The sequence below is a fragment of the Paraburkholderia acidisoli genome (assembly GCF_009789675.1).
Classification (GTDB): Bacteria; Pseudomonadota; Gammaproteobacteria; order Burkholderiales; family Burkholderiaceae; genus Paraburkholderia; species Paraburkholderia acidisoli.
In genome coordinates, this window is sequence record NZ_CP046916.1 from 29,411 (window position 1) to 55,502 (window position 26,092).

A 26,092-nucleotide genomic window follows, 5' to 3' on the forward strand; every position below is an offset into this window, starting at 1 on the left:
AGGTTCAGCGGCCGGCCGGGCGAGCGGCCAGCAGCGAACCGCCATTCTTTCTCAACTGAACTGGAGCACACCATGGGTGACATTTCCTCGACGACGGGCAACGTTGCAGCCAGCGGCGGCGGTGCGGCAAGCAGCGGCATCAGCACCGACGCCATCACGGGCCAGATCGCCGCTCAGGCACAACAAAGCCTGGAGATCGCACAGGCTCAGGCGCAAGCCAGCGTCAAGCAGGCCGCCGGCGAAGCGCTCAAGAGCGGCGCGTCGGGTCTGAAGGACGCGGCCAAGGCGTCGTAACCGGCGTCGTTGCGGCGGCAAACCTGCTCCGCAACCGCATGTAATTGCCCTCTGGCATGCGCCGGCCGCTTCGCGGCTGGCGCGCATTTTTTTGGCGGTGCCAATGAGTTCGGACCTCTATGCCGCGCTGGTCGGCGAACTGTGCGCCGCGGTCGGCCTGCCCGACGCCGATCATGTGCTGGACACGCGCTCGATCGAGGTCGAAGGCTTCGACGTGCGTCTCGACCACTTCGACACCGACGAAACCGCGCTCTACGTCACCTTCCAGTACGGCGCCGTCACCGCGGGCCGCGCGCTCACCGTATTCCGCCTGATGCTCGAGGCGAACCTGCTGATCTACGCGCAGGACCAGGCGCAACTGGGCATGGACAGCGACACGGGCGGCGTCGTGCTGATCGTGCGCGTGTCGTTCGCCGACGACCTCGACGGCGAAGCGCTCGCCGACATGCTGTCCCACTATGCGGACCACGGCCGCTACTGGCGGCAAAACATCATCGAAGCCAGCGACGAGCGCTTCGAAGGCATCGCGGCGGGCGAGTTCGTCTGGCTGCGCGCGTAAGCCCCGCCCGCAAGCCCGCCAGCGCCACTGCGCATGACATTTTGATGACCTTCCACGAGGCCGTGCCCGGCGCGCACGGTTTCGAAACATGTTCGCTTCCAATATGCGATAGTCATGGCGCTCTCGCCAGCGAACGTGCCACACAGCTGCATGAAAGAACGAACAACGATGCCAGGGAACGCGCAACGGATCACGCGATTCGCCCGCTTTGCGGTCGACCACGCGCAACGCGCGCTATATATCGAAGGACAACTTGCAGCCGTGAGCGACCGGGCGATCGGCGTGCTGATCGCGCTCATCGACGCGCACGGCAAGATCGTGCCCGTCGGCGACCTGTTGCGCGACCACGGCGCGCTGCCCGCGATGGAAGCGACCACGGCGCAGGCGCTCGTCTCGCAACTGCGGCGCGTGCTGGGCGACGACCGCGACCTGATCGAAACGGTGCCGCGCCGCGGTTACCGGCTCGCCACCGAGTGGTACGAGATTCGCGACGGATTCGGGCTGCAAACCGAAGTCGCGGACGCGCTCGCCGCGCCCGCCGAACCGCCGCCCGCCGCACCGTCTTCCCCCGCCGCGCTCGCGAATGTCACGGGTATCACGCACCTCACGCATTTCGCGGAGCGTGCGAACGGCCTGAGCGATAGAAGCGGCGTTAGAAGCGTCGAGACAAACGAGCGAAGCGGTACGAGCGGCGAACGGGGCGAAAGCGCCGCAGCCCGCCTGTTGCCGCTGATCGGCCGCGACGCCGAACTGTCCGAACTGCTCATGCGCGTGCAGCAGCACCGCATCGTCACCTTGCTCGGCGCGCGCGGCGCGGGCAAGACGCGGCTCGCGCGCGAGGCGTTGCCGCGCACGGCCTCGCGGTTCGGCGAGCACGTGTACCGCGTCGATCTGGGCGGCCTGATTCTGCCCGGCCGCGTCGCGCAAACGCTCGCCGCGCAACTCACGCAGCGCGCCGACCTCGCACATGCCGTGGAAACGTTCGCGCATACGCCCGCGCTCATCGCCATCGACAATGCCGACGCCGTCGCGCCCGAACTGGCCGGCGTGATCGAAACCCTGCTCGCGGGCACGCGCGCGCACTTCATCGTGTGCGCGGAGGCGCCGCTGTTCGCGACCGGCGAATACCTGCTGCCGCTCGCGCCTTTGCGCTTCGCTTCGTATCACGGCGACGCGTTCGCCGATACGTCCGCGCCATCGGATGCCGGCAAGGTGTTCGCACTGCAATTGCGCGCGCCGGAACCGCCGCAGGCGTCGGGACACACGTATGCCGATACCCATGCGTTCGGCGACAGCCACGCGCCCGCTTTCGCGCAGACGGAAGCGATCGGCCGCGCGCTGTCAGGCAATCCGCTCGCCACGCAACTCGCCGCCGCGCAGATCGTGGCGCGCGTGCGCAGCGGCGTGACGCTTGCGGCCGCGCTCGCCGACTGGTCCGCGCAGTTCCGCGCCATGCTGTTGCGCCGCAACGGCGCGCCCGACGCCGCGTTACGTCCGGCCGAAGCCGTGCGCGCCGTGATCGCGTTCGCCTACGACGCGCTCGACGCGAACGCGCAGGCGGCCGTGCGCTACCTGAGCCTGTATGCGCAACCGGTGGCGGCCGCGTGGATTCAGGCACGCATGACGGCCTCGGAAATTCGTTTGGACTTCGAAGCGTTCGAGGCGGCCGTGCAGGCGGGTCTCGTCATCGAAACGCAAGAAACGCTGCGCGCTCATGACGCCGCTCATCACGCCGCACCCGCAAGCGCCGGGCTCGCGTTCGATCTGCACGACGCCGTGCGCGACTTCGCGCTCGCGCAGTGCGCCGCGCGTTCCGCGCACGACGATTACGCGAGCGCCGCGCTGCTGCACGCCGAATGGCTGTGCGTGCGGCTCGCCGCGCGCGATGGCGAGGCGCCGCTGGTCGGTCAGTTGCGGCGCGCGCTCGCCTGGTCGTTCGAAACCGGCCGGCTCGATCTCGCGGCACGGCTCCTGCAAGCTTCGCCGCGCGCGTGGCGCGAAGCCGGCCTGTTCGGCGAGCAGGCCTGGTGGATCCAGCGCCTGCTCGATCACGCGCATGCGCGTACGGTGCTGCGCGTGCGCGATCACATGCATCTCGCGCTGGCGTTGGCGCAAACGCGCCAGTACGAACGCCCCTCGCAAACCTCCACGGAAGCGGCGGCGGACTGGTGGCGCGTCTACGATCTCGCGACCGCGTGCGCCGACGACGACACGCGCCTGCTCGCGCTCTCCGTGCTGTTGCAGCGCACACTGCTGTCGGGTTTCGGCGACGAACGCCCCGACCTGCTCGCGCCCGTACGCGAACGTATCGCGCGCGAATGCGAAGGCGCGTCCACGCACCCCGGATTCACGCTGATGCGCGGCGCACTCATGACGCTCGAAGGCCGTCACAAGGACGCCATCGCCATGCTCGCGCCCGCCTCGCGCGACGCGCCGGGCCACGACCTGCTGAGTTACGGCGACGCCTCGCACGGCGCGCACTACATTACGTCGATCGCGCACAACGCACTCGCGATTTCGTTGTGGCTCACGGGCGCGCGGCCGCAATCGCATCCGGTGTTGCGCGAGGCCATGACGAGCGCGCGACGCCAGTCCGATCCGTTCGCGCGCTGCGCGGCGGCGGCACTCGGTTGCGTGCTCTCGCTGGTGGAAGACAATCATGCGCGCCTCACGCAGCAATCGCGCGTGCTCATGACCGTCGCGAAGGAAAACCGCTTCGCCGCGTGGGAAGCGCTGGGCCGCAGCTTCTATCTGTGGACACAAGCGGTCTCCGAGGCATCGGGCTCGGGCGCCGCCGCGAAAACGCTGATCGACTGCGCGCTGCGCAATCTCGAACACGCGCACGCGACGCTCGTCGACCTGCTCGTACTGGAACGTTTCTCGGCGATCGCCGTGCGCGAGCTGGGCGCGAACGCGCTGCTGCGCCTTTATGAACGCATGGTGGCGGGGCTCGACAGCGCGGGCCGGCGCTGGCTCATGCCAAACGCGCTGCGCGTGGAGGCACGCTTGCGTCATTGCGCGGGGCTGCCCAAACAGGATGTGGACGAAGCACTCGGCCGCGCCCACGACGAGGCGCTGCGGCAAGGCATCGCGCGCGACGCGCGCAACAACACCGGGCCGTGACGCGCGCGTTTGCGATTGCTGGGGCGTGAGATCTCGCGCGGCATCGGTCGCTGCATCGGCTACACTTTCCAGCACATTTCCTTCTTCTTTACGGACCCGCCCGTGACCCACCCGACCCGTGACCACACCCTGCGCGCCATCGCCGCCGAGTTCGGCTACGACCCGGACGCCGCGATCCAGATCGGCGGGCACTACGCGCCCATCGTGATCGACGGCGACCTCGCCTGGATCTCCGGCCAGATTCCCCGCGTGGGCGACGTGGTGCGCTTCACGGGCGTCGTTGGCGCGGAGCTTTCCGTGGACGACGCGCGCCGCGCCGCCGCGATCTCCACGCTGCGCGCGCTCTCGCTCGTGTTGCAGCGCTGCGGCACGCTCGACGTGATCGCCGCGGTGCCGCGCATCACTGTCTACGTGCGCAGCGCCGCCGATTTCACGCAGCAAAGCGAAGTTGCCGATGGCGCGTCCGACCTGCTCTTCGCCGTGCTCGGCGAGGTGGGCGTGCACACGCGCACCTCGGTCGGCGTCGTGCAGTTGCCGAAGGGCGCGGCGGTGGAAATCGACTTCACGTTCCGGCTTGGGGCCACGTAGAAAGTCGGCATCGGCATCGGCATCGGCGTCGGCGTCGGGATTGATTCGGATATCGAATCAATTCACCCACGGCGTAAGTGGTCCCGAATCGGCGGGCAGATACGCGAGCGGGTCCACTGCCTGGCCGTTTTCGCGCATCTCGAACTGAAGCCGCCCTTCGCCCTTGTCGTCCGGGTCTTTGCCGTGCACACCCATTTCGGCGAGCGGCGCGCCGCGCGCGACCGTCGCGCCTTCCGCAACCAGCAGGCGGCGGTTGTTGCCGTAAGCCGTCACGAAATGATCGTCGTGCTTGACGATCACCATCAGGCCGTAATCCTTGATCTTGTCGCCCGCGTAGACCACGCGGCCGGCCGCCACGGCCTTGACCGGCGTGCCCGCGCGCGCTTCGATTTCGATGCCGCGCGCACCGTGCGTGTCGAACTCGCGCACCACCGTGCCGCTCACGGGCCAGATGAAGCGTTTCGATGGGTCGGCGTTGGCCTTTGCGTTCGCCGCGGTTTTCGTTTCGATCGTCGCATTCTTCGAACCGGCCACTGCGCTTGCCGCTTTCGAGCCGTTGCCCGCAAGCGGCCCCACGCGCAGCATCTGGCCAGCAAGCAAGGGCTCCGAGGTCGTCATGCCGTTCCACTGCGCGAGGTCCGCCTCGCGCCGGCCGAACGCACCCGCGACGCTGGCGAGCGAGTCGCCGGGTTGCACGCAGTAGTACCCGGCCGACGCGCTCACGCACGCGTGCGCCTGGTAGGTCGGCAGGTTGAAGGAATTGTCGGTGGCGCAACCGCTGGCGAGCAGCGCCGCGAGCGCGGCGGCAACCAAAAAGCCCGGGAAGCCGAGGCCGCTCTGGCCCCGAGGCAGGCATCGTCGTGTCATGGCGAATCTCCGCGATCCAGAATGAGTCAAGAGGAATCGCCGGCCTTCCGGCCGGCAAAACCCGCTTAACGCAGACCATAGTCGCGCGTTGACCGCCTGACTCGCTTCCTGACAATGCTTGACACACGCCCACGCCGAGCGCGAAACCCAGAGCCAGCCTTCGCGAGAATACCCGTAGGAATACGTCGAAAATCAGTGCGAGTGACTCGGTACGTCGGCACCGCGACAGCCCACGAGAAAGTCGAAATCGCAGCCTTCGTCCGCTTGCAGCACGTGCTCGACGTAGAGCTTGCGATAACCGCTTTGATCGGCGGGATTCGCCTGTTGCGCGGCCTTCCATGCGTCGAGCCGCGCGCGCATCTCGTCGTCGCCGATCTCCAGATGCAACGTGCCGCGTTCGCAATCGAGTTCGATCCAGTCGCCGTCACGCACGATCGCGAGCGGGCCGCCCGCGCGCGCTTCGGGCGCCACGTGCAGCACCACTGTGCCGTACGCCGTGCCGCTCATGCGCGCGTCGGAAATGCGCACCATGTCGGTCACGCCTTCGCGCAACAGCTTGGGCGGCAAACCCATATTGCCGACCTCGGCCATGCCCGGATAACCCTTCGGTCCGCAGTTCTTCATCACGAGCACCGAGTCGGCGCTCACGTCCAGATCGGGGTCGCCGATGCGCGCCTTGTAGTCGTCGAAATTTTCGAACACCACGGCGCGGCCACGATGCTTGAGCAACGTTTGCGTGGCCGCGGACGGCTTCAGCACCGCGCCGTTGGGCGCGAGATTGCCGCGCAGCACGCACAAGCCGCCGTCGGCCACGAGCGGCGTGTCGAGCGGGCGAATCACCTCGGCGTTGTGAATGGGCGCCTCGCGCACGTTCTCCCAGAGCGTCTTGCCGTTGACGGTGAGCGCGTCCGGATGCGGCAGCAGGTTCGCTTCGCCCAGGCGCCGCAGCACCGCCGGCAAACCGCCCGCGTAATAGAACTCCTCCATGAGGAAACGCCCCGACGGTTGCAGGTCGACTAGTGTGGGCGTGCCGCGCCCGATGCGCGTCCAGTCGTCGAGTTCGAGCTTCACGCCGATACGGCCCGCGATCGCTTTCAAATGGATCGCCGCATTGGTCGAACCGCCGATGGCCGCATTGGTGCGGATGGCGTTTTCGAACGCCGCGCGCGTGAGGATCTTCGAGAGCTTGAGATCCTCGAGCGCCATCTGCACGATGCGCATGCCCGACATGTGCGCGAGCACGTAGCGGCGTGCATCCACGGCGGGAATGGCCGCGTTGTGCGGCAACGAAACGCCGAGCGACTCGGCCATGCACGCCATGGTCGAGGCGGTGCCCATGGTGTTGCAGGTGCCCGCCGAGCGCGACATGCCCGCTTCCGCGGACATGAATTCGTGTATCGAGATCTTGCCCGCCTTCACCTGTTCGCTCAGTTGCCACACCACCGTGCCCGAGCCAATGTCGCGGCCTTCGTGCTTGCCGTTGAGCATCGGGCCGCCCGTCACGACGATCGCGGGCACGTCGCAGCTTGCCGCGCCCATCAGCAAGGCGGGCGTGGTCTTGTCGCAGCCCACGAGCAGCACGACCGCATCCACGGGATTGCCTCGTATGGATTCCTCAACATCCATGGAAGCCAGATTGCGCGTGAACATCGCCGTGGGCCGCAGATTCGATTCGCCATTGGAAAACACGGGGAATTCGACCGGAAAGCCCCCGGCCTCGAACACGCCCCGCTTCACGTGTTCCGCGATCTTGCGGAAATGCGCGTTGCACGGCGTGAGTTCCGACCACGTATTACAGATGCCGATGATCGGTTTGCCGTCGAACTCGTGATCGGGAATGCCCTGGTTCTTCATCCAGCTCCGGTACATGAAGCCGTTCTTGTCCGCGGTGCCGAACCACGCAGCCGAGCGAAGCCTCTTGCGGGTGTTCATGGCGTATGCCCACTTAGTGAGAAAGATTAATAAATAGCATGACTATTAACACGCGAATGATCGGGAAAACGCTAATCGCGACCCCGCTTTCGCTTGCATATAGTTTGGCTATTGAACCAGGCAAGCAGAGGTTCGCCGCGTGCTGAGAGGCGCGGTGCGAACCCATGGATGGCGCGATTTCCCGTGCTACTGTCCAGCCGTGATGGACGCGAGATCAGCGCCGTGAATGACAGAAATACAACGCGCATAGCGACATCGGAGACACGCATGAAACTGGCAACTCGCATGGTAAGCGGATTCGTCGCCGCGGCGGCCGCTTTTTCCCTGGCCGCGGGCGTCGCCCACGCCGACGATAAACAGATCACGCTGGGCTTCGCGCAGGTGGGCGCCGAAAGCGCCTGGCGCACGGCCAACACCGTGTCTGTGAAGGCGGCCGCCAAGGACGCCGGCATCAACCTCAAGTTCTCGGACGCGCAGCAGAAACAGGAAAACCAGATCAAGGCGATCCGCTCGTATATCGCGCAAAAAGTGGACGTGATCGCGTTCTCGCCCGTGGTGGAATCGGGCTGGGAACCGGTGCTCCAAGAAGCGAAGCGCGCGAAGATTCCCGTGATTCTCACGGACCGCAACATCGACGTGAAAGATCAGTCGCTCTACGTGACGATGATCGGCTCCGACTTCATGGAAGAAGGCCGTCGCGCGGGCAAATGGCTCGAAGCGCACTACAAGAACAATCCGGGCCCCATCAATATCGTCGAGCTGCAAGGCACCGTGGGCTCCGCGCCCGCCAACGACCGCCACGGCGGTCTGATGGAAGTGATCAAGAACGATCCGAAGTTCAAGATCATCGCGTCGCAAAGCGGCGACTTCACGCTCGCGGGCGGCAAGCAGGTGATGGAAGCGTTCGCCAAGACGTATGGCAACAAGATCAACGTGGTCTACGCGCATAACGACGACATGGCGCTCGGCGCGATCCAGGCCATGGAGGAAGCAGGCATGAAGCCCGGCAAGGACGTGAGCGTGGTGTCGTTCGACGCCACCAAGGGCGGCTTCGAGGCGATGATCGCGGGCAAGATGAATGTCGACGTGGAATGCAGCCCGCTGCTCGGGCCGCAGCTCATGAGTGCCGTGAAGGACGTGGTCGCGGGCAAACAGCTGCCCAAGCGCATCGTGACCAACGAAACCGTGTTCCCGATGGACGTGGCGGCGCAAACGCTGCCCTCGCGCAAGTACTGAGTTCGATTCGCTTCCGCCCGCGCGCTGTTTCGCATTCCTGATCGACAGGAGCCTGCGGGCGGCGCGCCACTTTCACGGTTGCTCATGAGCGCTGCTCCCTTACTCGAAACTGTCGGGCTGTCCCGAACCTTTCCCGGCGTGCGCGCGCTCGACCGGGTCGATTTTCGTCTGTTCCCCGGCGAGGTGCACACGCTGATGGGTCAGAACGGCGCGGGCAAGTCGACGCTCATCAACGTGCTCACCGGCGTGCATGCGCCCGAGGCCGGCGAGATTCGCCTCGCGGGCGCTGCGGTGCACTTTTCCACGCCGCAGGACGCCGAAGCCGCCGGTATCCAGACGCTTTATCAGGAAGTCAATCTCTGCCCGAATCTCTCGGTGGCCGAGAATATCTTCGCGGGCCGCCAGCCGCGCAAGCGCGGTTTGATCGACTGGAAGACGATTCACCGGCGCGCCGAAGCCGCGCTCGCGCAGCTCAATCTCGCGCTGGACGTCACGCAGTCGCTCGACACCTACCCGATTGCAATGCAGCAAATGGTGGCGATTGCGCGCGCCGTTTCTGTCGATGCGCGCATTCTCATTCTCGACGAACCCACCTCGAGCCTCGACGAAGGCGAGGTCGCGCGCCTGTTCGAGGTGCTGCGCAAGCTCAAGGCGTCGGGTATCGCCATTCTGTTCGTCACGCATTTTCTGGAGCAAACCTACGCGATCTCCGACCGCATCACCGTGATGCGCAACGGCGAACGCGAGGGCGAATATCTCGCCGCCGAGTTGCCCGTGCAGACGCTGGTCGCGAAGATGGTCGGCCTGAACGCGAGCGAGCGGCTCGCGCAACAGGACGACGTGCAGACGAATACAAACATTTCGGACGCCGAACCGTTTTTGAGCGCACACGGCGTCGCGCGCCGCGGCGTGCTCGCCCCGCTCGATCTCGACGTGCGGCCGGGCCAGATTCTCGGCCTCGCCGGTCTGCTCGGCTCGGGCCGCACGGAAACGGCGCGCCTCCTGTTCGGCGCCGACCGCGCCGACGCGGGGGCCATGCGCATCAACGGCAAAACCGTGAAGCTCGCCTCGCCGCGCGACGCGGTACGCCACGGCATGGCGTATTGTCCCGAGGACCGCAAGAAGGAAGGCATCGTCGCGGAGCTGTCGATCCGCGAGAACATCGTGCTCGCGCTACAGGCGCAACGCGGCTGGTGGCGCATGATCCGGCGCGCGAAGCAGCGCGAACTCGCCAATGCCTACATCGAACAACTCGGCATCAAGGCGCGCGACGCCGAACAACCCATCGGCCTGCTCTCCGGCGGCAATCAGCAAAAGGTGCTGCTCGCGCGCTGGCTCGCCACCGAACCGCGCCTGCTGATACTCGACGAACCCACGCGCGGTATCGACGTGGCCGCGAAGTTCGAGATCATGGACCGCGTGCGCGCGCTCTGCGCGAAAGGCCTCGGTATCCTGTTCATCTCTTCCGAGATCAGCGAGGTGGTACGCGTGAGCGACCGCATCGCCGTGCTGCGCGACCGCCGCAAGGTCGCCGAACTCTCGGGCGCGGCGCGCAGCGAGCACGAAGTCTATGACCTCATCGCCGGAGATCGCCGATGAATCGATCGAACCGTCCCGCGCTGCCGGCCTTGCCCCGGTGGCTCGCGCTCGTCATCAAACATCCGCTCGTGTGGCCCGCGCTCACGCTGATCGTGCTGTTCGCCGTGGACGTCGCGCATCGCGCCAATTTTCTGTCGATCACGCTGCTCGGCGGTCACCTGTTCGGCGCGCCCATCGACATCCTGATGCGCGCCGCGCCGCTCGTGGTGGTCTCGCTCGGCATGACGCTCGTGATCGCCACGCGCGGCATCGACATCTCCGTGGGCGCCGTGGTGGCGATCGCGGGCGCGGCGGCCGCCACGGTGCTCGCCGACGATCCCTCGCGCGTGGGTCTCGCGTTCGGCGCGGCACTCGCCGTGGGTCTGCTCGCGGGCGCGTGGAACGGCTTGCTGGTGGCCTTCGTGGGCATGCAGCCGATCATCGCCACGCTCATCCTGATGGTGGCCGGGCGCGGCGTCGCGCAACTGCTCACGGGCGGGCAGATCATCCCCATCGGCGCAACCGGCTATCTGTTCGCGGGCGGCGGCTATCTGGCGCTCGTGCCGTGCGCCGTGTGGATCGCGCTGGCCGTGACGCTGCTCACCGCGCTCATCGTCAATCGCACCGCGCTCGGTTTGTTCATCCGCTCGATCGGCGTGAATCCGGTGGCCGCGCGGCTCGCCGGTTTGTCGTCGCAAGCGGTGGTGTTCGGCGCCTACGTGTTTTGCGGCGTGACCGCCGCGATCGCGGGCATCCTGATCAGCTCGAACGTGCGCAGCGCCGACGGCAACAACGCGGGTCTGCTGCTCGAACTCGACGCGATCCTCGCCGTGACGCTCGGCGGCACCTCGCTGCTGGGCGGGCGCTTCAGTCTCGCGGGCACGGTGCTCGGCGCGCTCATCATCCAGACGCTCACCTACACCACGTATTCGATCGGCGTGCCGCCCGAAGCGACGCTCGTCGTCAAGGCCGTGGTCGTGTTGCTGGTCTGCCTGATCCAGTCGCCGGCCGCGCGCGCGTTCGCGCTCGCGCAACTGAAACGCCTCGCGCTCGCTCGCCGCGCGCGGGCTTAACCTCCGGGTCAACACCCTGTGAACGGGAATCGAGCATGACTGATCCTGCGGCTTCCTCTTCCGGCGCACGCGCGGCCTTGCGGCGCGCCTTGCGTCCCGCCGCGCGTTTCGTCGATCCGCGCGTGCTGCCCATCGTCGTGACCGTCGTGCTGTTCGTCGCGCTGTTCGGCTTCGGCTCGGTCATGTATCGCGGCTTCTTCTCGTTGCAGGTGCTGTTCGGCCTGCTCGTGGATAACGCGTTTTTGCTCATCGTCGCCATCGGCATGACGTTCGTGATCGTTTCGGGCGGCATCGATCTCTCGGTGGGCGCCGTGGTCGCGCTCACCACCATTCTGTGCGCCGTGGGCACCGAGAAGCTGCACTGGCCCGTGTTCGTGGTCGTGCCGCTGGTGCTGCTGTGCGGCGCGCTCTACGGCGCGGCCATGGGGGCGCTGATCCACTTCTTCCGCCTGCAACCGTTCATCATCACGCTCGCGGGCATGTTCCTCGCGCGCGGCACCTGCTTTCTCATCACCACGCAATCGATACAGATCAACGACGCGGGCTTTCACGCGCTCTCCGAATTCACGATTCCCGTGGGCAGCGGCTCGCTCACCACGGGTTCGCTCACGGCCATCGCCATGCTGATCGCGGGCATCGTGATCGCGCATTTCACGCGTTTCGGCCGCAATGTGTATGCGATCGGCGGCAACGAGCGTTCCGCGCTGCTGATGGGCTTGCCGGTCGCGCGCACCAAGATCGGCGTGTATGCGCTCTCGGGGTTCTGCTCGGCGCTCGGCGGCGTGGTGTTCACGCTCTACGTGCTCTCGGGCTACGGCTTGCAGGCGCAAGGCATGGAACTCGACGCGATCGCCGCCACCGTGATCGGCGGCACGCTGCTCACGGGCGGCGTGGGCTACGTGATCGGCTCGGTGTTCGGCGTGGGCATACTCGGCACGATCCAGACGCTCATCACGTTCGACGGCACGCTCAGTTCGTGGTGGACGCGCATCGTGATCGGCGCCCTGCTCTGCGCGTTCTGCCTCATGCAGCGCGCGACCGAGCGCCACGCCGCGCGGCGCAAGTCCACCGGCACGGGACGCGGCGCGCCGCGCGCGCATTCGCGTGCGCAAACGGCGCCCGGCGACGAAGTCAAACTCGCCGCGCCGCCGCCGGGACTGCACGAAGCGAAAGGTGCTTAAGTGGCGCGAGTAAGCTCGTTGTCATCGAGGTTTGATGACGATGTTTTCGTTACGGGTATACATGGATTAGGAGCCCTGAACGCCCTGCACTAAGATTTTTGCGGTACCGCTCCGGCGCCAGGTTTTCATACGTCCGCCATCCACCGGTACTGTCCACTATCTGCACATCTGCACACGCTTCGACATTTAAGTCGTACCCATCGACCACGAAGAGAAGACCGGAGGAAGACATGGCGCAGGATCGGGATGACGCAAAAGACAACAAAGGCAGCTTGATCGACACGGGCCGGCGCGGCCTCATGCAGGGCGCGGGCCTCGGCGCCGCGCTCTCGCTGATGGGCGCGGTGGGCGGCGGCGGACTCATTTCGCAGGCGCAAGCCGCCGAAGCGGCATTTCCCGCGCACAAGAAATGGAAGATCGTGTTCGTGAATCACGTGACCACGAATCCGTTCTTCGTGCCCACGCAATACGGCATTCAGGACGCCTGCTCGCTGCTCGGCATGGACTACCAGTGGACCGGCTCGGCCACTTCCGACGCGGGCGAAATGGTGCGCGCCGTGAACGCCGCGATCGCCGCGAAAGCCGACGCCATCGCCGTGCCCATCGTCGATCCCACTGCGTTCGACAAACCCATCCAGGCGGCGCTCGACGCGGGCATTCCGGTCTTCGCCTACAACGCCGACGCGCCGCGCGGCAAGACCAGCCCGCGCCTCGCCTATATCGGCCAGGATCTGTATCTCTCGGGCTATCAGATGGGCGAGCGCATCGTCAGTCTGATCGACAGCGGCATGGTGGCGCTCTTCATCGCCACGCCGGGACAGCTCAACATCCAGCCGCGCCTCGACGGCGCGAGCGACGCCATCAAGAAGTCGGGCAAGAAAATCGACATTCAGACCGTGGCCACGGGCGCGACCGTCAACGAAGAACTTTCGAAGATCAAGTCGTTCTACCTCGGCCATCAGGACCTCAAAGGCATGTTTGCCGTCGATGCCGGCAGCACGCAGGGTGTCGCGCAGGTCATGAAGGAATCGAACCTGCCTTCGAAGGGCGTGCACGGCGGCGGCTTCGACCTGCTGCCGCAAACCATCCAGTTGATCCACGAAGGCTTCCTCGACTTCACCATCGACCAGCAGCCGTACGTGCAGGGCTTTTACACGGTGGTGGAAGCGTTCACGTTCCTCGCCTCGGGCGGTCTCGTGGGTCCGGCCAACATCAACACGGGCCTGAAGTTCGTGACGAAGGACACGGTCGAGCCGTATCTGAACACGTCCACGCGTTACGAAGGCAAGACCACCAAGCCGCAGATCGTGCCGATGAAAGGCGCGATCAAGTCGTAACCGGCCGTTCGATTCGTCGCGCCCGCCAACCGGGCGCGATCCCCAGCGTGACTAACCGCGCGATTGACCGCGCGACCAACCGGGCGTCATGAACACAGTGAACGAAACCAGCAAGGCAGACGTTGCCGCGCGGGCCCAGCGCCCGCGCGGGCAATGGCTTTCGGCATGGGCGCCCGAGTTGCGCATCCTGCTCGTGGCGGTGCTGCTCGCCGCCTACTTCGAGTTCCTCAACCACGACTTCCTGCTCACCAACGCGAGCCTCGTCAATCTTTCGCAGTTCATCGCGCCGGTGGCGATCATCGCGTTCGGCGAGATCATGCTGATGATCGGCGGCGACATCGACCTCTCGGCGGGCATGGTGTTCGCGTTCGCGCCGTTCATCATGGTGTTCGCGAACGACGCGGGCGCGCCGATGTGGCTCGCCGTGATCGCGGGACTCGTGGCCGCCGCCGTGATCGGCTTCGTGAACGGCGCGGTGACCGTGTGGCTGCGGCTGCCCTCGTTCGTCACCACGCTCGGCACGCTCTTTCTCATCAACGGCATCACGCTCACGCTTTCGCGCGGCACGCCGGCCGCGACGCCGGGCTCGCCCGAGTTCGCCGCCGTGATGGGCGCGTGGGGCTATAGCGAGATCATCTGGACCGTGGCGCTCGCCGTGGTCATGCACGTGCTGCTGCGCGACACGCGCTGGGGCCTGCACACCCAGGCGGCAGGCGCGAACCCGCTGGGCGCGAGCGAAGCCGGTATTCACGTGAACCGGCTGCGGCTCGGCAATTTCGTGCTCGCGGCCGTGCTCGCGGGTTTGACCGGCATTCTCGAAGGCTTTCGCATCACCTCGATCGACCCGCAGGCGGGCGGCAACCAGATCATGTTCCTCGCGGTGGCGGCGGCCGTGATCGGCGGCACCCCGCTCACGGGCGGCTCGGGCACGATCGTGGGCGGGCTGATCGGCGCGGCCGTGCTCGGCATTCTCAACGACGGCTTCACGCTCATCGGCATCAACGCCTTCACATTCAACATCATCCTGGGCGCCGCGATTCTCGCCGCGATGGTCTTCAACATTCACGTGGGGCGCATTCGCCGCCGGGGAGCCCGCTGATGGACGAATCGCAAGCTTCCACGCCCGACGGCGCGGCACCGGTATCGGCCGCGGCCACCGCCGACGCGCCGCTCGCGCTGCGCGGCGACAAGCTGGTCAAGCGCTTCGGCGCGGTCACGGCGCTCGACGGCGTCTCGCTCACGCTCGGGCGCGGCGAAATTCTCGGCATACTCGGCGACAACGGCGCGGGCAAGTCCACGCTCGTGAAAATCCTCACGGGCTTTCATCAGCAGACGGGCGGCACGCTCAGCATCGACGGCGAGGAAACGCTGCTCAAATCCGTCGATCACGCGCGCGCGCTCGGCATCGAATGCGTTTATCAGGATCTCGCGCTGGCGAATTCGCTGTCGATCTACCACAACATGTTTCTGAACCGCGAGATCGTGCGCGGCGGCCCGTTGCGCCTGTTCGTCGATCACAAGCAGATGCGCGAGCGCGCGGCGCAGTTGCTCGAAGACATCGGCGTGCACGTGCCTTCGGTGGATCTGCCCGTGGAGCGGCTTTCCGGCGGGCAGCGCCAGGCGATCGCCGTGGCGCGCGCCGTGCATTCGAACGCGAAGATCCTTCTGCTCGACGAGCCGCTGGCCGCGATGGGCGCACGCGAAGCGGGCCTCATCATCGATCTCGTGATGCGGCTGAAGGAAAAGGGCGGGCTATCGATTATCATGATCATGCACAACTATGCGCAGACGCTCGATATCGCGGATCGCATCATGTTGATGCAGCGTGGCCGCGTGACGTACGAGCAGCGCAGCGCCAATACTTCGGTGGCGGAGCTGATGGACATCGTGCGGCGGGAATATCGGGCGATGCGCGCCACGAGCGCGTCCTAGCCAGTCCTATCATCGGGAGAGGCCCTCCCCGGGATGACACCCGGCCGGGCCATCATGGATTACCGCAATCTAGAGAAACGCAAGAGCATGCACGCGCGCATCGTGCAGGAGCTCGGCATGCAGATCGTGGGCGGCACGCTGGCGCCGGGCCAGCGCCTGCCGCCCGAGCCCAGCCTGTGCGAAACCTATGGCGTGAGCCGGCCCGTGCTGCGCGAAGCCACGCGCGTGCTCGTGGCCAAGGGCCTGGTGGTGTCCAAGCCGCGTGTGGGCAGCGTGGTGCGCCCGCGCGAAGAGTGGCACATGCTCGACCCCGACGTGCTGTTCTGGACCGTCAACAGCATTCCCGAGGGTGAGTTCTTTCGCTCGCTCATGACGGTGCGGCAGATCATCGAGCCGGCCGCGGCGGCGCTCGCCGCCATTTCCGCCACCGACGAAGACATCGCGCGCATCGGCGCCGCGTATGCGCGCATGGAAGACGCGACCACGGCGCAGGCCCTGCTCGAACCCGACCTCGAATTCCACCGCGCGATCATGGGCGCCACGCACAACGACATGCTCGCGTACATCGGCAACATGCTCTCGCTCGCGCTTTCCGAGTCGATCAAGCTCACGAGCCGGCACCCGAACACGCATGCGCTTTCGCTGCCGCGTCATAAGGCGATTTACACGGCGATCGCGCATCGCGACGCGCTGGCCGCGCGGCAAGCGAGCGTGGTGCAGCTCGATAACGCCAAAGCCGACGCGAACTCCATTTTGGGTGGGGCGGCGTTGGAGACTTGAGCGTCGGTTATTCTGCGCGAGATCATGGATTCGAGTGCCCAGCAATCCTAAGCTTTCGATCTTTCATTGAAGGGGAAAGCGAAATGGCCAGTGTTGAACCCGTGGTAACGCCCGAATGGACGCATCTCGAGGCATTCCTCGCCGAAGCGCCCATCGACGCTCTCGTCGGTCAGCGCGACGTGCGGCCGCAGGCCGACCTCTATCGCGACCTCGACATGGATCACGAAGACATCGCACGGTTCCTTGCGCTCTGGGCGGAACGGTTTTCGATCGACATGTCGGAGTTCGACTTCGACGCCTACTATCCCGCGGCAAAACTCACTACGCCCGCCTATTTCGGCATGGTGATGAAGGCGTCGTTCAGCCGCAACGCGCGCGCCTGTCTCGGGGGACGCCCGCTCACCTTGGGTGCGCTCGAATCCGCCATGCGCGCGCAGCGCTGGAATCACTGAAACGTAAAAAAAGCGCGCGGCCCCACCGCTCCGTCGGGCCGCGCGAACACCCTCACACCGCCCGCTTGCTGCGCCGGAACTGATCGAACAGCACGGCCAGCAACAGGATCCCGCCGCGAATCAGGTACTGATAAAACGTTGGCACGTTCATGAGGCTCATGGCGTCCTGCACGGCGCCCATGATGAGCACGCCCACCAGCACGCCCGAGATGGTCGCCACGCCGCCCGTGAGCGACACGCCGCCCAGCACGCACGCCGAAATCACGCCCAGTTCGAGCCCCACCGAAGTCTTCGGGTCGCCGAGGCTCATGCGCGAGGCCAGCATCACGCCCGCGAAGCCGGTCACCAGCCCTTGCAGCACGAACACCGTGATCTTGATGCGCGTGACGGGCAACCCGGCGAGGCGCGCCGCTTCGCTGTTGCCGCCCACCGCCAGCACGTTCTTGCCGAACACGGTTTTCTTCAGCAGAAAGCCGAACAGCACGAAGCCGACGATATTGCTCCAGATCGGGAACGAAATGCCGAGAAACGAGCCGCCGCCCAGATCGAAGAAGCGCTCTTCCGAGATCATCACGGCGTCGCCGTTCGAGGTGAGGAAGGCAAGACCGCGCACCGCTTCCATCATCGCGAGCGTGGCGATCAGCGAGTTGATCCTGAAGCGCGCGATCAGCACGCCGTTGACGAGCCCGACCGCGCCGCCCGCGAGCACGCCCGCGCCAATGCCGAGCAGCACGCTATGCGATTGCGTGATGACGGTCGACGCCACCACGCCCGCGAACGCCACGATCGAGGCGACCGAAAGATCGACCTCGCCGAGCGCGAGCACGAACATCATGGTCACGGCAATCGAGCCGATCAGCGTGACCGAGAGCAGCAGGCCCTGAATGTTGCGGGTCGTGAGGAAGTCGGGCACCGTCGCAGAAAGCACCGCGAACAGCACCACGAACACCACCACGATGCCCGACTTGTTGATCATGTCCCACGCGCGGGCGCGCTGGGGCGTCATGGCGCCCGCGGGCGCGGTGGCTTCGTTCACGGCAGGCGTGCCTTGTGGCTGCATGGCTTCACTCATCTCGGGTTCGTCGTTACGGGTTAGCCGCGCAACGGCATGCGCGCGCGGCCGCACAACATAAAAGGGGCTCAGCGCGGCAGCGCCATCTTGATCAACTGGTCGGGCGTGGCGTCGGCCTTCTGCACGCTGCCCGCCAGGCGGCCTTCGCGCATGACGATGATGCGGTCGGCCACGCCGATCACCTCGGCGAGATCGCTCGACACCATGATCACGGTCTTGCCCGCTTCGGCCAGTTCGTAGAGCAGGTTGTAGATTTCGGCGCGAGCGCCCACGTCGATACCGCGCGTGGGCTCGTCCATCAGAAACACTTCGATACGCTCCGCCAGCCAGCGCGACAGGATCACCTTCTGCTGATTGCCGCCCGAAAGCGTGCCGATCGCCGTGTCGCCATTGCGCGTCTTGATCGCGAGCTTCTGGATATAGTCGTGCGCCAGCGCCTTCTCGCGTTTCGCGTCCAGCAGAAAACGCGCGGGGCTGAAATGGCGCCGTGCGCTGATATTGAGGTTGTCGGCCACCGAGGCGATCGCGACGATGCCTTCCTGCTTGCGATCTTCGGGGCACAGCGCGAGGCCCGCGCGCACGGCATCGCGCGGACTCCGGAACTGCACGCGCTTGCCGTTCAGTTCCACGTGCCCGGCGCTCGCGCGCGTCGCGCCGTAAATCAGCTTCATCAACTCGGAACGCCCCGCGCCCACGAGCCCGAAGAAGCCGACGATCTCGCCGCGCCGCGCCGCGAACGACACCGGTTCGGCGAGTCCCGGCCCGAGCAGGCCTTTCGCTTCGAGCAACACGTCGCCCGCTGCACGCGCACGATAGCCGTACACGTCTTCGATCGAGCGCCCGACCATCGCCGCGATGAGCCGGTTGCGGTCGAGATCGGCGACCGACTCGAATGTCTCGATGCGCTTGCCGTCGCGAAACACCGTCACGCGGTCGCACAGCGCGTCGACTTCGTCCATGCGATGCGTGACGTAGACGATGGCGCGGCCGTCCGCCCGCAGCGCGTCGATAATGCGAAAGAGGTTCTCGGTCTCGCGCGCCGAAAGCGAACTCGTGGGCTCGTCGAAAGCGATTACACGCGCGTCGCGCATCAGCGCCTTGCCGATTTCGATCATCTGACGCTGGCCGATCGACAGATTCTTCACGGGCGTGCGCGGGTCGATGCGTTCGCCGAGGCGCTGCAACTCGTCCATCGCGCGCTGCACGAGCGTGGTTTCGTCGAGCACGCCGAGGCGATTGGGCAGTTGCCCGAGCATCAGGTTTTCCGCCACCGTGAGCTCGGGCACGAGATGCAATTCCTGATAGATGATCGCGATGCCCGCATCGAGCGCCGCCTTCGTGGTCGTGAAGCGATGCTCCACGCCGTTCAGGTGCAGCGTGCCTTCCTGCGGCTGATTTACGCCCGAGAGCACCTTGAGCAGCGTGGACTTGCCCGCGCCGTTCTCGCCCATCAGGCCATGCACTTCTCCCGCGCGCACGTCGAGCGAGACACGATCGAGCGCGCGCACGCCCGGAAAACTCACGGTGATGCCCTCGAGTTCCAGGTACGCGCGCTTCCCCTGTTGTGCCTGCGCATTTGCGCTCGTGTTCGCGTTCGCCTGCGTGGGCGCGCTCGCGTGAGTCATGGTGTCAGTCATTGCATCCGTGCCTTTTACCCATACCGGTCTTCGAACTGGTTAGCTATCCTTAGATACCCAGTTCGCTGCGCACGGCCGTCCAGTTGTCGCGCGTCATGAGCTTGCCCGTGGTCTGCGTGTCCGCAGGCGGCGCTTTGCCGTTGCGGATCCAGTCGACGAGATTCTCGGCGCTGTCCTTGCCGTGATTCGTCGAACTCACCGCGATCGTGCCGTAAAAGCCCGTGGGCTGCTTCTTCTGGAACTCGGCGAACGCTTCGCCCGCGCCGTTGATACCCACGCCGATCACGTCGGCCGAAGGAATATGCAACTGCTCGGTCGCGCGCACGGCGCCCAGCACGCTTTCCTCGTTGAGCGCGAACACCACCCATTTCTTGATGTTCGGATGCTGCGCGAGCACCGGCGAGGCCGCGTTGAAGCCGCCTTCGTCGTCGGTGGTCTTTTGCGGCGCGTCGAAGATGTTTTCCTTCTTGAAGCCGCCCGCGAGCAGCGACTGCGTGGCGCCGTCGGTGCGCAGTTTGGCGGTAGGCAGTTCGTAGTCCGTAATACGCAGCGCGCCCACTTCTTCCGGCTTCCAGCCGCGCTTCTTCATTTCGTCGCTGATCGCCTGACCGACCTGATTGCCGATCTTGAACGCCGACATGCCCAGATGCGGCACGTTGCCGAGCGGCTTGCCCGACGAATCGACGAGCTGGTCGTCGACGGTCACGAACTTCATGTTGTAGCGTTTCGCGCGCGCCTGGATCGCCGGTCCGAGACGCACGTCGGGCGCGCAGATCACGAAGCCCTGCGCGCCTTGGGCGCCGAGATTGTCGATGGCGGCGAGCACCTTCTCGCCGTCCGGCGTGCCGATGTTGACGACCGAGAAGTTCTCCTTCTGGCCGAGCGCCGTCGCGGCTTTCTGCTCGTTGATGAACCATGCCTGTTCCGGCATCTTCACGAGAAAGCCGATCTTCACGGGCGAGTCGGCATGCGCCGCCACGTTCATGCCGAGCGGGGCGACGCACATCGCCGCGAACGCGGCGCGAAGGGTCAGGCGGCGGATCTTGCTGGTCATGCTGTTGTCTCCTCTGGTGTGATTTGTGGTGTTGCGTGGGTGTTGCGATGTCTAGTGTCCGAACGCCTCGACTTCGACGTGACGGCCGAGCAGGAACGCGTCCGCCACGAGGCGCAGCGGGCGCACGTCCACGTCGTCGGTGCCATGCGCGATAAGCCAGTGGAAGCGCTCGTAGAGCGCCGCGTATTCGCGCTCCGCCTCGAGCGTGACGGCTTCGCCCGCGATCTTCAGCGTCTTGCCGCCTTCGGCGATCGAGAGCAGACCGTCGGTGGTTTCCACGTCGATTTCCCATTGCTCGACGGGGCCGTGACGCCAGTCGAATTCGGCACGCACCGGCACGCCGTCCGTATCGACGCAATCGAGTTCCGCCGCGATGGGCGTCGAGCAATCGCTCGGCACATGCAGCGTCGCGCCTTGCAGCAGCACTTCGCGCGGCAGGATGCGCGTGACGATGGAGAGCGCGTTGATGCCCGGGTCGAACACGCCCAGGCCGCCCGGTTCCCAGATCCACGCCTGGCCCGGATGCCAGCGCCGCACGTCTTCCTTCCAGCGCACGTGCACGGCACGCAGGGTGCGATCGGCAAGCCACGCGCGCGCGGGTTCGACGGCGCTTGCACAGCGCGAATGCCACGTGGCGAACAGCGTGCGGCCGCGTTGCTGCGCCAGTTCACGCAGCGCTTCCACTTCGCTCACGCTCGCGCCGGGCGGCTTTTCGAGCATCACGTGCTTGCCCGCTTCGAGCGCGGCGCGCGCCTGCGCGTAACGCACCTGCGGCGGCGCGCACAGCGAGACCGCGTCGAGATCCGGTTCGGCCGCGAGCAGCGCGCCGATGTCCTTGTAATTGCGCACGTGCTCGACTTGCGCGTTGCGGCTCGCGCTCGCCACGAGCTCGAAACCGGGATTGGCGGCAATGGCCGGCAGATGCTGGTCGCGCGCGATCTTGCCCACGCCGACGATGCCCAACGTATAGGACGCTTTCATGCGATGTCTCCCGGAATGGTTTACTTGCCCCAGCGCAGCACGAGCGGATCGAGACGGCGCGCGATGTCGATCAATTCGGCGCGCGTCTCGGGGTGCATCGCCGGCAGCGGGTGACGCGGCTTCTCGCACGCGATCACGCCGCCTTCCTGCATCAGCGACTTGCAGGCGAGCAACCCGGCCTGACGGTTCTCGTGATTGATGAGCGGCAGCCACTTCTGGTAGAGCGCGAACGCCTCGTCGATGCGGCCTTCGCGGTGCGCCTCGATGATCGGGCGGATACCGTCGGGGAAACCGCCGCCCGTCATCGAGCCGGTCGCGCCCGCGTTGAGATCGGCGAACAGCGTGATGCCTTCTTCGCCGTCCCACGGCCCTTCGGCGGCGGCGCCCGCGAGACGGATCAGCTCGCGCAGCTTGTTGGCCGCGCCCGGCGTTTCGATCTTGAAGTACGCGACCTGTTCGATCTCGCGCGCCATGCGGGCGAGGAACGCGGCGGACAGCACCGTGCCGCTCGCGGGCGCGTCCTGGATCATGATTGGAATGTCGATGGCGTCCGAGACGCGCGCGTAGAAGTCGTAGATGTTCGGCTCGGGCACGCGGAACGTCGCGCCGTGATACGGCGGCATCAGCATTACCATGGCCGCGCCCTGCTCCTGCGCGCGACGGCTGCGCGCGGCCGCGACCTGGGTGCCGTAATGCGTGGTCGTGACGATCACGGGCACGCGGCCCGCCACGTGTTCGAGCACGGTGCGCGTGATGACTTCGCGTTCGTCGTCGGTGAGCGAGAACTGCTCGGAGAAGTTCGCGAGAATGCACAGGCCGTCCGAGCCCGCGTCGATCATGAAATCGACCGCGCGCTTCTGGCTCGCCAGATCGAGTTCGCCGGTCTCGGTAAAGGTGGTCGGCACCACGGGGAAAATGCCCCGGTAGCGGGGCGTGCTGCTCGTCGTCATGTCGTCAGTCCTGCTTCGAAAAGAGTGGAGGCCGGGCCTTCATCGTTCAACGCGTGGCGGTCGCTCGTGTCGCGCATGTCGCTCGTCTGGTCAGGCGCGCTTCAGCGCGCTTCGCCAGCGAGATCGCCCGCGCGACGCGGCGGCGTGCGCAAGGCCGCGCGCACCGCGAACGTCACGAGCGCCGCGAACACGAGCGTGGCCGCGAGAAAGTAAAGTCCGGCTGCGAGGCTGCCCGTCGCATCCTTGATGATCCCGATACCGTAGGGGCCCAGATAGCCGCCGAGGTTCGCGAGCGAGTTGATCGCCGCGATGCCCACGGCCGCGCTCGCGCCCGTGAGGAATTCGCCGGGCAGCGCCCAGACCACGGCCTGGATCGAGTAGATCGAGAATGCGGTGAGGCAGATGAACAGCAATTGCAGCGCCGGCGCGTGCACCCACGCGCTCGCGGCCATCGTCAGCGCCGCGACGCCCGAGACCACGACGATGTGGCCGTAACGCTCGCGATGCCGGTCCGAATGGCGCGGCACGATCAGCAAACCCGCCACCGCGAACAGATACGGCACCGCGGAGAGCAGGCCCGCCGTGGCATCGCTCACGCCGAACGCCTTGATAATGGTAGGCAACCAGAGCGACAAACCATAGATGCACAGCGGAAACGGCAGGAACAGCAGCGCCAGCAGCAGCACGCGGCGATCCTTGAGTACGCTGAACGGGTTGCGATGCGTATCGGGTTGCGCATCCAGCCGATACGCATGCTGGTCGCGGGCGAGTTCGCGTTCGATCCAGCGGCGTTCGGCGGCGCCGAGCCAAGGCGCATGTGCAGGCGCTTCGGGCAGCAGGCGCAGCGTGGGCACGCAGAGCAGCACGGCCGGCAGGCCGCTCACCACAAACAGCGTCTGCCAGTTCGAGAGACCGAAAAAACCGTGCGTTTCGAGCAGCGCGCCCGCGATCGGACCGGTGACAATGCCCGCGATTGGCTGCGCGAGCACGAGCAGCCCGATCACGCGCGCGCGATGGCGCAGGGGAAACCAGTGCGTGAGGAAGTACAGAATGCCGGGATACAAACCGGCTTCGGCGGCGCCCAGCAGGAAGCGCAGCGCGTAGAAGCTCTTCGGGCCGCTCACGAGCGCCATCGCCATGGTGATCGCGCCCCACGTGAACAGGATGCGCGCGAACCACACGCGCGCGCCGAAGCGCGACAGCGCGAGATTGCTCGGCACTTCGCAGAGGAAATAGCCGACGAAGAACAAGCCCGCGCCGAGTCCGTACGCCGCATCCGACAAACCGATCGCCGCGTTCATGTGCAGCTTCGCGAAGCCGACCACGGTGCGATCCACGTAGGCGACCACGTAGATCAGCGCGAGGAACGGCACGAGCCGCCGCGCGATCAGGCCGACGATGCGCTGGTCTTCGGTGCTATCACTGACGTTCTTGCTGGCGCTTTCGCCTGGCGCGTGGCTTGACGCGTGCGGGGTCGTCATCGTGTGTTGTCTCCTGTCGATCAGCGTTGGCGCTTCGGCGCTCACCCTGATCTCATGCAAAGCTTTTTTTGCGCGTGAGCCGAAGCGTCACGTCAATGCGAATGCCGCGGCACCGCCGCGCCGCGCGAGCCGACGAGAAAGTCCAGGTCGCAACCCTCGTCGGCTTGCAGCACGTGATCGACGTAAAGACGCGCGTAGCCGCCTTTGCCCAGTTGCTCCGCCACGCCCGGCGCGGCCGCCGGATCGACGTCGCTCAAGCGGCGCGCGAGTTCCTCCTCGCCGATCTCGAGATGCAGGCGCCCGTTCTCGCAATCCAGCTCGATCCAGTCGCCGTTACGCACGGCCGCGAGCGGGCCGCCCGCCGCCGCCTCGGGCGCCACGTGCAGCACCACCGTGCCGTACGCCGTGCCACTCATGCGCGCGTCCGAAATCCGCACCATGTCTTTCACGCCCTGGCGCAGCAGCTTGGGCGGCAGGCCCATGTTGCCGACCTCGGCCATGCCCGGATAGCCGCGCGGGCCGCAGTTCTTCATCACCAGAATGGAGTCTTTGTCGACGTCGAGCGACTCGTCGTTGATCGTCGCCTTGTAGTGGTCGAAGTTTTCGAACACCACGGCGCGACCGCGATGCTTGAGCAGTTCGGGCGTGGCCGCCGAAGGCTTCAGCACCGCGCCGCGCGGCGCGAGATTGCCGCGCAGGATGCAGATGCCGCCGTCGGCGATGAGCGGATTGTCGATCTGGCGAATCACCTCGTCGTTGTAGTTCGGCGCCTCGCGCACGTTGTCCCAGAGCGTCTTGCCGTTGACGGTGAGCGCGTCGGGATGCGGCAGCAGGTTCGCTTCGCCCAGGCGCCGCAGCACCGCCGGCAAACCGCCCGCGTAATAGAACTCCTCCATCAGGAAGCGCCCCGACGGTTGCAGGTCGACGAGCGTGGGCGTGTTGCGGCCAATGCGCTGCCAGTCCTCCAGTTCGAGCGGCACGCCAATGCGCCCCGCGATCGCCTTCAGGTGGATCACGGCATTGGTCGAGCCGCCGATAGCCGCGTTGGTGCGAATGGCGTTTTCGAACGCCGCGCGCGTGAGGATCTTCGAGAGCTTGAGATCCTCGAGCGCCATCTGCACGATGCGCATGCCCGACATGTGCGCGAGCACGTAGCGGCGCGCGTCCACGGCGGGAATGGCCGCGTTGTGCGGCAACGAAACGCCGAGCGACTCGGCCATGCACGCCATGGTCGAGGCGGTGCCCATGGTGTTGCAGGTGCCCGCCGAGCGCGACATGCCCGCTTCGGCCGAAAGAAAATGATGCAGGTCGATCTCACCCGCCTTCAGCGACTCGTGCAGTTGCCACACGGCCGTGCCCGAACCGATGTCGCGGCCTTCGAGCTTGCCGTTGAGCATCGGGCCGCCCGTCACGACGATGGCGGGCACATCCACGCTCGCCGCGCCCATCAGCAACGCGGGCGTGGTCTTGTCGCAGCCGCACAGCAGCACGACGGCGTCGATCGGATTGCCGCGAATCGCCTCTTCCACGTCCATGGAGGCGAGATTGCGCGTGAGCATTGCCGAGGGACGCAGGTTCGACTCGCCGTTGGAGAACACCGGAAACTCCACGGGAAAGCCGCCCGCTTCGTAGATGCCGCGCTTCACGTGCTCGGCGAGCTTCCGGAAATGCGCGTTGCACGGCGTGAGTTCCGACCACGTATTGCAGATGCCGATGACCGGCCGGCCGTCGAATTCGTGATCGGGAATGCCCTGATTCTTCATCCAGCTCCGGTACATGAAGCCGTTCTTGTCCGTGGTGCCGAACCACTGTTGCGAGCGCAGTTTGGGTTTGTTAGCCGACATCGTGTGCGTATTGGGGAGCTAGGAATTCCGGCACAGTCTAGGGACATCTCTGATAACCTTCTAATGAAAAAATGGACGCTTCCGATATCGAAATCGGCATTGGTATAAACGCTAAGAACTATTTGGGAAACATGCTGGAGA

Annotated in this window: 21 protein-coding genes and 1 pseudogene; 13 read left to right on the forward strand and 9 right to left on the reverse strand. The window is 66.0% G+C overall.

Translation table 11 applies throughout. From position 1 onward, the window contains the following. The first annotated feature begins 72 nt into the window (after window positions 1–72). From FAZ98_RS28720 to FAZ98_RS28735, 4 genes are all read left to right on the forward strand, one after another. A complete protein-coding gene (locus tag FAZ98_RS28720; protein ID WP_158956670.1) occupies window positions 73–294 on the forward strand; it encodes a hypothetical protein in 222 nt (73 codons plus the stop codon). Window positions 295–397: 103 nt separating this feature from the next. After that, entirely contained in the window at window positions 398–853 is a 456-nt protein-coding gene (locus FAZ98_RS28725) for a CesT family type III secretion system chaperone (protein WP_158956672.1), read from the forward strand. Between the two features lie 261 nt (window positions 854–1,114). Further along, a complete protein-coding gene (locus tag FAZ98_RS28730) occupies window positions 1,115–3,976 on the forward strand; it encodes a winged helix-turn-helix domain-containing protein (RefSeq protein WP_158956674.1) in 2,862 nt (953 codons plus the stop codon). A gap of 102 nt (window positions 3,977–4,078) precedes the next feature. Continuing rightward, entirely contained in the window at window positions 4,079–4,564 is a 486-nt protein-coding gene (locus FAZ98_RS28735; RefSeq protein WP_199272477.1) for a RidA family protein, read from the forward strand. A 57-nt stretch (window positions 4,565–4,621) separates the two neighbouring features. On the opposite strand, the gene FAZ98_RS28740 is transcribed toward FAZ98_RS28735, so the two are convergent. Both FAZ98_RS28740 and FAZ98_RS28745 read right to left on the reverse strand, forming a co-directional pair. Then, window positions 4,622–5,431, reverse strand: a complete 810-nt coding sequence (locus tag FAZ98_RS28740; RefSeq protein ID WP_158956676.1) for a peptidoglycan DD-metalloendopeptidase family protein — start codon at window positions 5,429–5,431, stop codon at window positions 4,622–4,624. Between the two features lie 192 nt (window positions 5,432–5,623). After that, window positions 5,624–7,363 carry an IlvD/Edd family dehydratase gene (locus tag FAZ98_RS28745; protein WP_158956678.1) on the reverse strand — a complete coding sequence of 580 codons (1,740 nt, stop codon included), beginning with the start codon at window positions 7,361–7,363 and terminating at the stop codon, window positions 5,624–5,626. A 285-nt stretch (window positions 7,364–7,648) separates the two neighbouring features. Between FAZ98_RS28745 and FAZ98_RS28750 the strand changes: the two genes are divergently transcribed. From FAZ98_RS28750 to FAZ98_RS28790, 9 genes and pseudogenes are all read left to right on the forward strand, one after another. Continuing rightward, on the forward strand, window positions 7,649–8,599 hold the full coding sequence (locus FAZ98_RS28750; protein ID WP_407672175.1) for an ABC transporter substrate-binding protein: 951 nt from the start codon (window positions 7,649–7,651) through the stop codon (window positions 8,597–8,599). Window positions 8,600–8,683: 84 nt separating this feature from the next. Then, the gene (locus FAZ98_RS28755; RefSeq protein WP_158956682.1) at window positions 8,684–10,198 is read left to right on the forward strand and encodes a sugar ABC transporter ATP-binding protein; all 1,515 of its coding nucleotides are present in this window, start codon (window positions 8,684–8,686) and stop codon (window positions 10,196–10,198) included. After that, window positions 10,195–11,267: pseudogene (locus FAZ98_RS28760) on the forward strand (ABC transporter permease); the annotation flags it as partial. The gene FAZ98_RS28755 and the pseudogene FAZ98_RS28760, both read left to right, overlap by 4 nt. 18 nt (window positions 11,268–11,285) lie before the next feature. Next, complete coding sequence (yjfF, locus tag FAZ98_RS28765; RefSeq protein WP_158956686.1) at window positions 11,286–12,431, forward strand: galactofuranose ABC transporter, permease protein YjfF; 1,146 nt, start codon at window positions 11,286–11,288, stop codon at window positions 12,429–12,431. 230 nt (window positions 12,432–12,661) lie between these two features. After that, window positions 12,662–13,768: a sugar ABC transporter substrate-binding protein gene (locus FAZ98_RS28770; protein ID WP_158956688.1), complete on the forward strand. Its 1,107-nt coding sequence runs from the start codon at window positions 12,662–12,664 to the stop codon at window positions 13,766–13,768. Window positions 13,769–13,856: 88 nt separating this feature from the next. Beyond that, entirely contained in the window at window positions 13,857–14,867 is a 1,011-nt protein-coding gene (locus FAZ98_RS28775) for an ABC transporter permease (protein ID WP_158956690.1), read from the forward strand. Further along, window positions 14,867–15,700, forward strand: coding sequence for an ATP-binding cassette domain-containing protein (locus FAZ98_RS28780; protein ID WP_158956692.1), 834 nt, complete (start codon window positions 14,867–14,869; stop codon window positions 15,698–15,700). Before FAZ98_RS28775 ends, FAZ98_RS28780 begins: the two co-directional genes overlap by 1 nt. A gap of 54 nt (window positions 15,701–15,754) precedes the next feature. Then, window positions 15,755–16,480, forward strand: a complete 726-nt coding sequence (locus tag FAZ98_RS28785; RefSeq protein ID WP_158956695.1) for a FadR/GntR family transcriptional regulator — start codon at window positions 15,755–15,757, stop codon at window positions 16,478–16,480. An 83-nt stretch (window positions 16,481–16,563) separates the two neighbouring features. Then, a complete protein-coding gene (locus tag FAZ98_RS28790; RefSeq protein WP_158956698.1) occupies window positions 16,564–16,932 on the forward strand; it encodes a DUF1493 family protein in 369 nt (122 codons plus the stop codon). A 52-nt stretch (window positions 16,933–16,984) separates the two neighbouring features. Here the strand turns inward: FAZ98_RS28790 and araH are convergent, their stop codons facing one another. The 7 genes from araH to FAZ98_RS28825 form a co-directional block, all read right to left on the reverse strand. Beyond that, window positions 16,985–18,004: an L-arabinose ABC transporter permease AraH gene (gene araH / locus FAZ98_RS28795; RefSeq protein WP_158956700.1), complete on the reverse strand. Its 1,020-nt coding sequence runs from the start codon at window positions 18,002–18,004 to the stop codon at window positions 16,985–16,987. 68 nt (window positions 18,005–18,072) lie between these two features. Then, window positions 18,073–19,641: an L-arabinose ABC transporter ATP-binding protein AraG gene (gene araG, locus FAZ98_RS28800; protein WP_233273000.1), complete on the reverse strand. Its 1,569-nt coding sequence runs from the start codon at window positions 19,639–19,641 to the stop codon at window positions 18,073–18,075. A 49-nt stretch (window positions 19,642–19,690) separates the two neighbouring features. Further along, the gene (locus FAZ98_RS28805) at window positions 19,691–20,695 is read right to left on the reverse strand and encodes an arabinose ABC transporter substrate-binding protein (protein ID WP_158956702.1); all 1,005 of its coding nucleotides are present in this window, start codon (window positions 20,693–20,695) and stop codon (window positions 19,691–19,693) included. 51 nt (window positions 20,696–20,746) lie between these two features. Further along, window positions 20,747–21,676: a Gfo/Idh/MocA family protein gene (locus FAZ98_RS28810; RefSeq protein ID WP_158956704.1), complete on the reverse strand. Its 930-nt coding sequence runs from the start codon at window positions 21,674–21,676 to the stop codon at window positions 20,747–20,749. Window positions 21,677–21,696: 20 nt separating this feature from the next. After that, entirely contained in the window at window positions 21,697–22,626 is a 930-nt protein-coding gene (locus FAZ98_RS28815; RefSeq protein ID WP_158956714.1) for a dihydrodipicolinate synthase family protein, read from the reverse strand. A gap of 101 nt (window positions 22,627–22,727) precedes the next feature. After that, window positions 22,728–24,107, reverse strand: a complete 1,380-nt coding sequence (locus tag FAZ98_RS28820) for an MFS transporter (RefSeq protein ID WP_158956716.1) — start codon at window positions 24,105–24,107, stop codon at window positions 22,728–22,730. 92 nt (window positions 24,108–24,199) lie between these two features. Further along, window positions 24,200–25,951, reverse strand: coding sequence for an IlvD/Edd family dehydratase (locus FAZ98_RS28825; protein ID WP_158956718.1), 1,752 nt, complete (start codon window positions 25,949–25,951; stop codon window positions 24,200–24,202). Window positions 25,952–26,092 lie beyond the last annotated feature (141 nt).

Coding starts and splice junctions, on each gene's coding strand:
- FAZ98_RS28740 (WP_158956676.1), bottom strand. CDS start 5,431: ATGACACGACGATGCCTGCCTCGGGGCCAGAGCGGCCTCGGCTTCCCG.
- FAZ98_RS28815 (WP_158956714.1), bottom strand. CDS start 22,626: ATGACGACGAGCAGCACGCCCCGCTACCGGGGCATTTTCCCCGTGGTG.
- FAZ98_RS28745 (WP_158956678.1), bottom strand. CDS start 7,363: ATGAACACCCGCAAGAGGCTTCGCTCGGCTGCGTGGTTCGGCACCGCG.
- araH (WP_158956700.1), bottom strand. CDS start 18,004: ATGAGTGAAGCCATGCAGCCACAAGGCACGCCTGCCGTGAACGAAGCC.
- FAZ98_RS28790 (WP_158956698.1), top strand. CDS start 16,564: ATGGCCAGTGTTGAACCCGTGGTAACGCCCGAATGGACGCATCTCGAG.
- FAZ98_RS28785 (WP_158956695.1), top strand. CDS start 15,755: ATGGATTACCGCAATCTAGAGAAACGCAAGAGCATGCACGCGCGCATC.
- FAZ98_RS28770 (WP_158956688.1), top strand. CDS start 12,662: ATGGCGCAGGATCGGGATGACGCAAAAGACAACAAAGGCAGCTTGATC.
- FAZ98_RS28725 (WP_158956672.1), top strand. CDS start 398: ATGAGTTCGGACCTCTATGCCGCGCTGGTCGGCGAACTGTGCGCCGCG.
- FAZ98_RS28825 (WP_158956718.1), bottom strand. CDS start 25,951: ATGTCGGCTAACAAACCCAAACTGCGCTCGCAACAGTGGTTCGGCACC.
- FAZ98_RS28805 (WP_158956702.1), bottom strand. CDS start 20,695: ATGACCAGCAAGATCCGCCGCCTGACCCTTCGCGCCGCGTTCGCGGCG.
- FAZ98_RS28780 (WP_158956692.1), top strand. CDS start 14,867: ATGGACGAATCGCAAGCTTCCACGCCCGACGGCGCGGCACCGGTATCG.
- FAZ98_RS28775 (WP_158956690.1), top strand. CDS start 13,857: ATGAACACAGTGAACGAAACCAGCAAGGCAGACGTTGCCGCGCGGGCC.
- yjfF (WP_158956686.1), top strand. CDS start 11,286: ATGACTGATCCTGCGGCTTCCTCTTCCGGCGCACGCGCGGCCTTGCGG.
- FAZ98_RS28750 (WP_407672175.1), top strand. CDS start 7,649: ATGGTAAGCGGATTCGTCGCCGCGGCGGCCGCTTTTTCCCTGGCCGCG.
- FAZ98_RS28720 (WP_158956670.1), top strand. CDS start 73: ATGGGTGACATTTCCTCGACGACGGGCAACGTTGCAGCCAGCGGCGGC.
- FAZ98_RS28820 (WP_158956716.1), bottom strand. CDS start 24,107: ATGACGACCCCGCACGCGTCAAGCCACGCGCCAGGCGAAAGCGCCAGC.
- araG (WP_233273000.1), bottom strand. CDS start 19,641: ATGACTGACACCATGACTCACGCGAGCGCGCCCACGCAGGCGAACGCG.
- FAZ98_RS28755 (WP_158956682.1), top strand. CDS start 8,684: ATGAGCGCTGCTCCCTTACTCGAAACTGTCGGGCTGTCCCGAACCTTT.
- FAZ98_RS28810 (WP_158956704.1), bottom strand. CDS start 21,676: ATGAAAGCGTCCTATACGTTGGGCATCGTCGGCGTGGGCAAGATCGCG.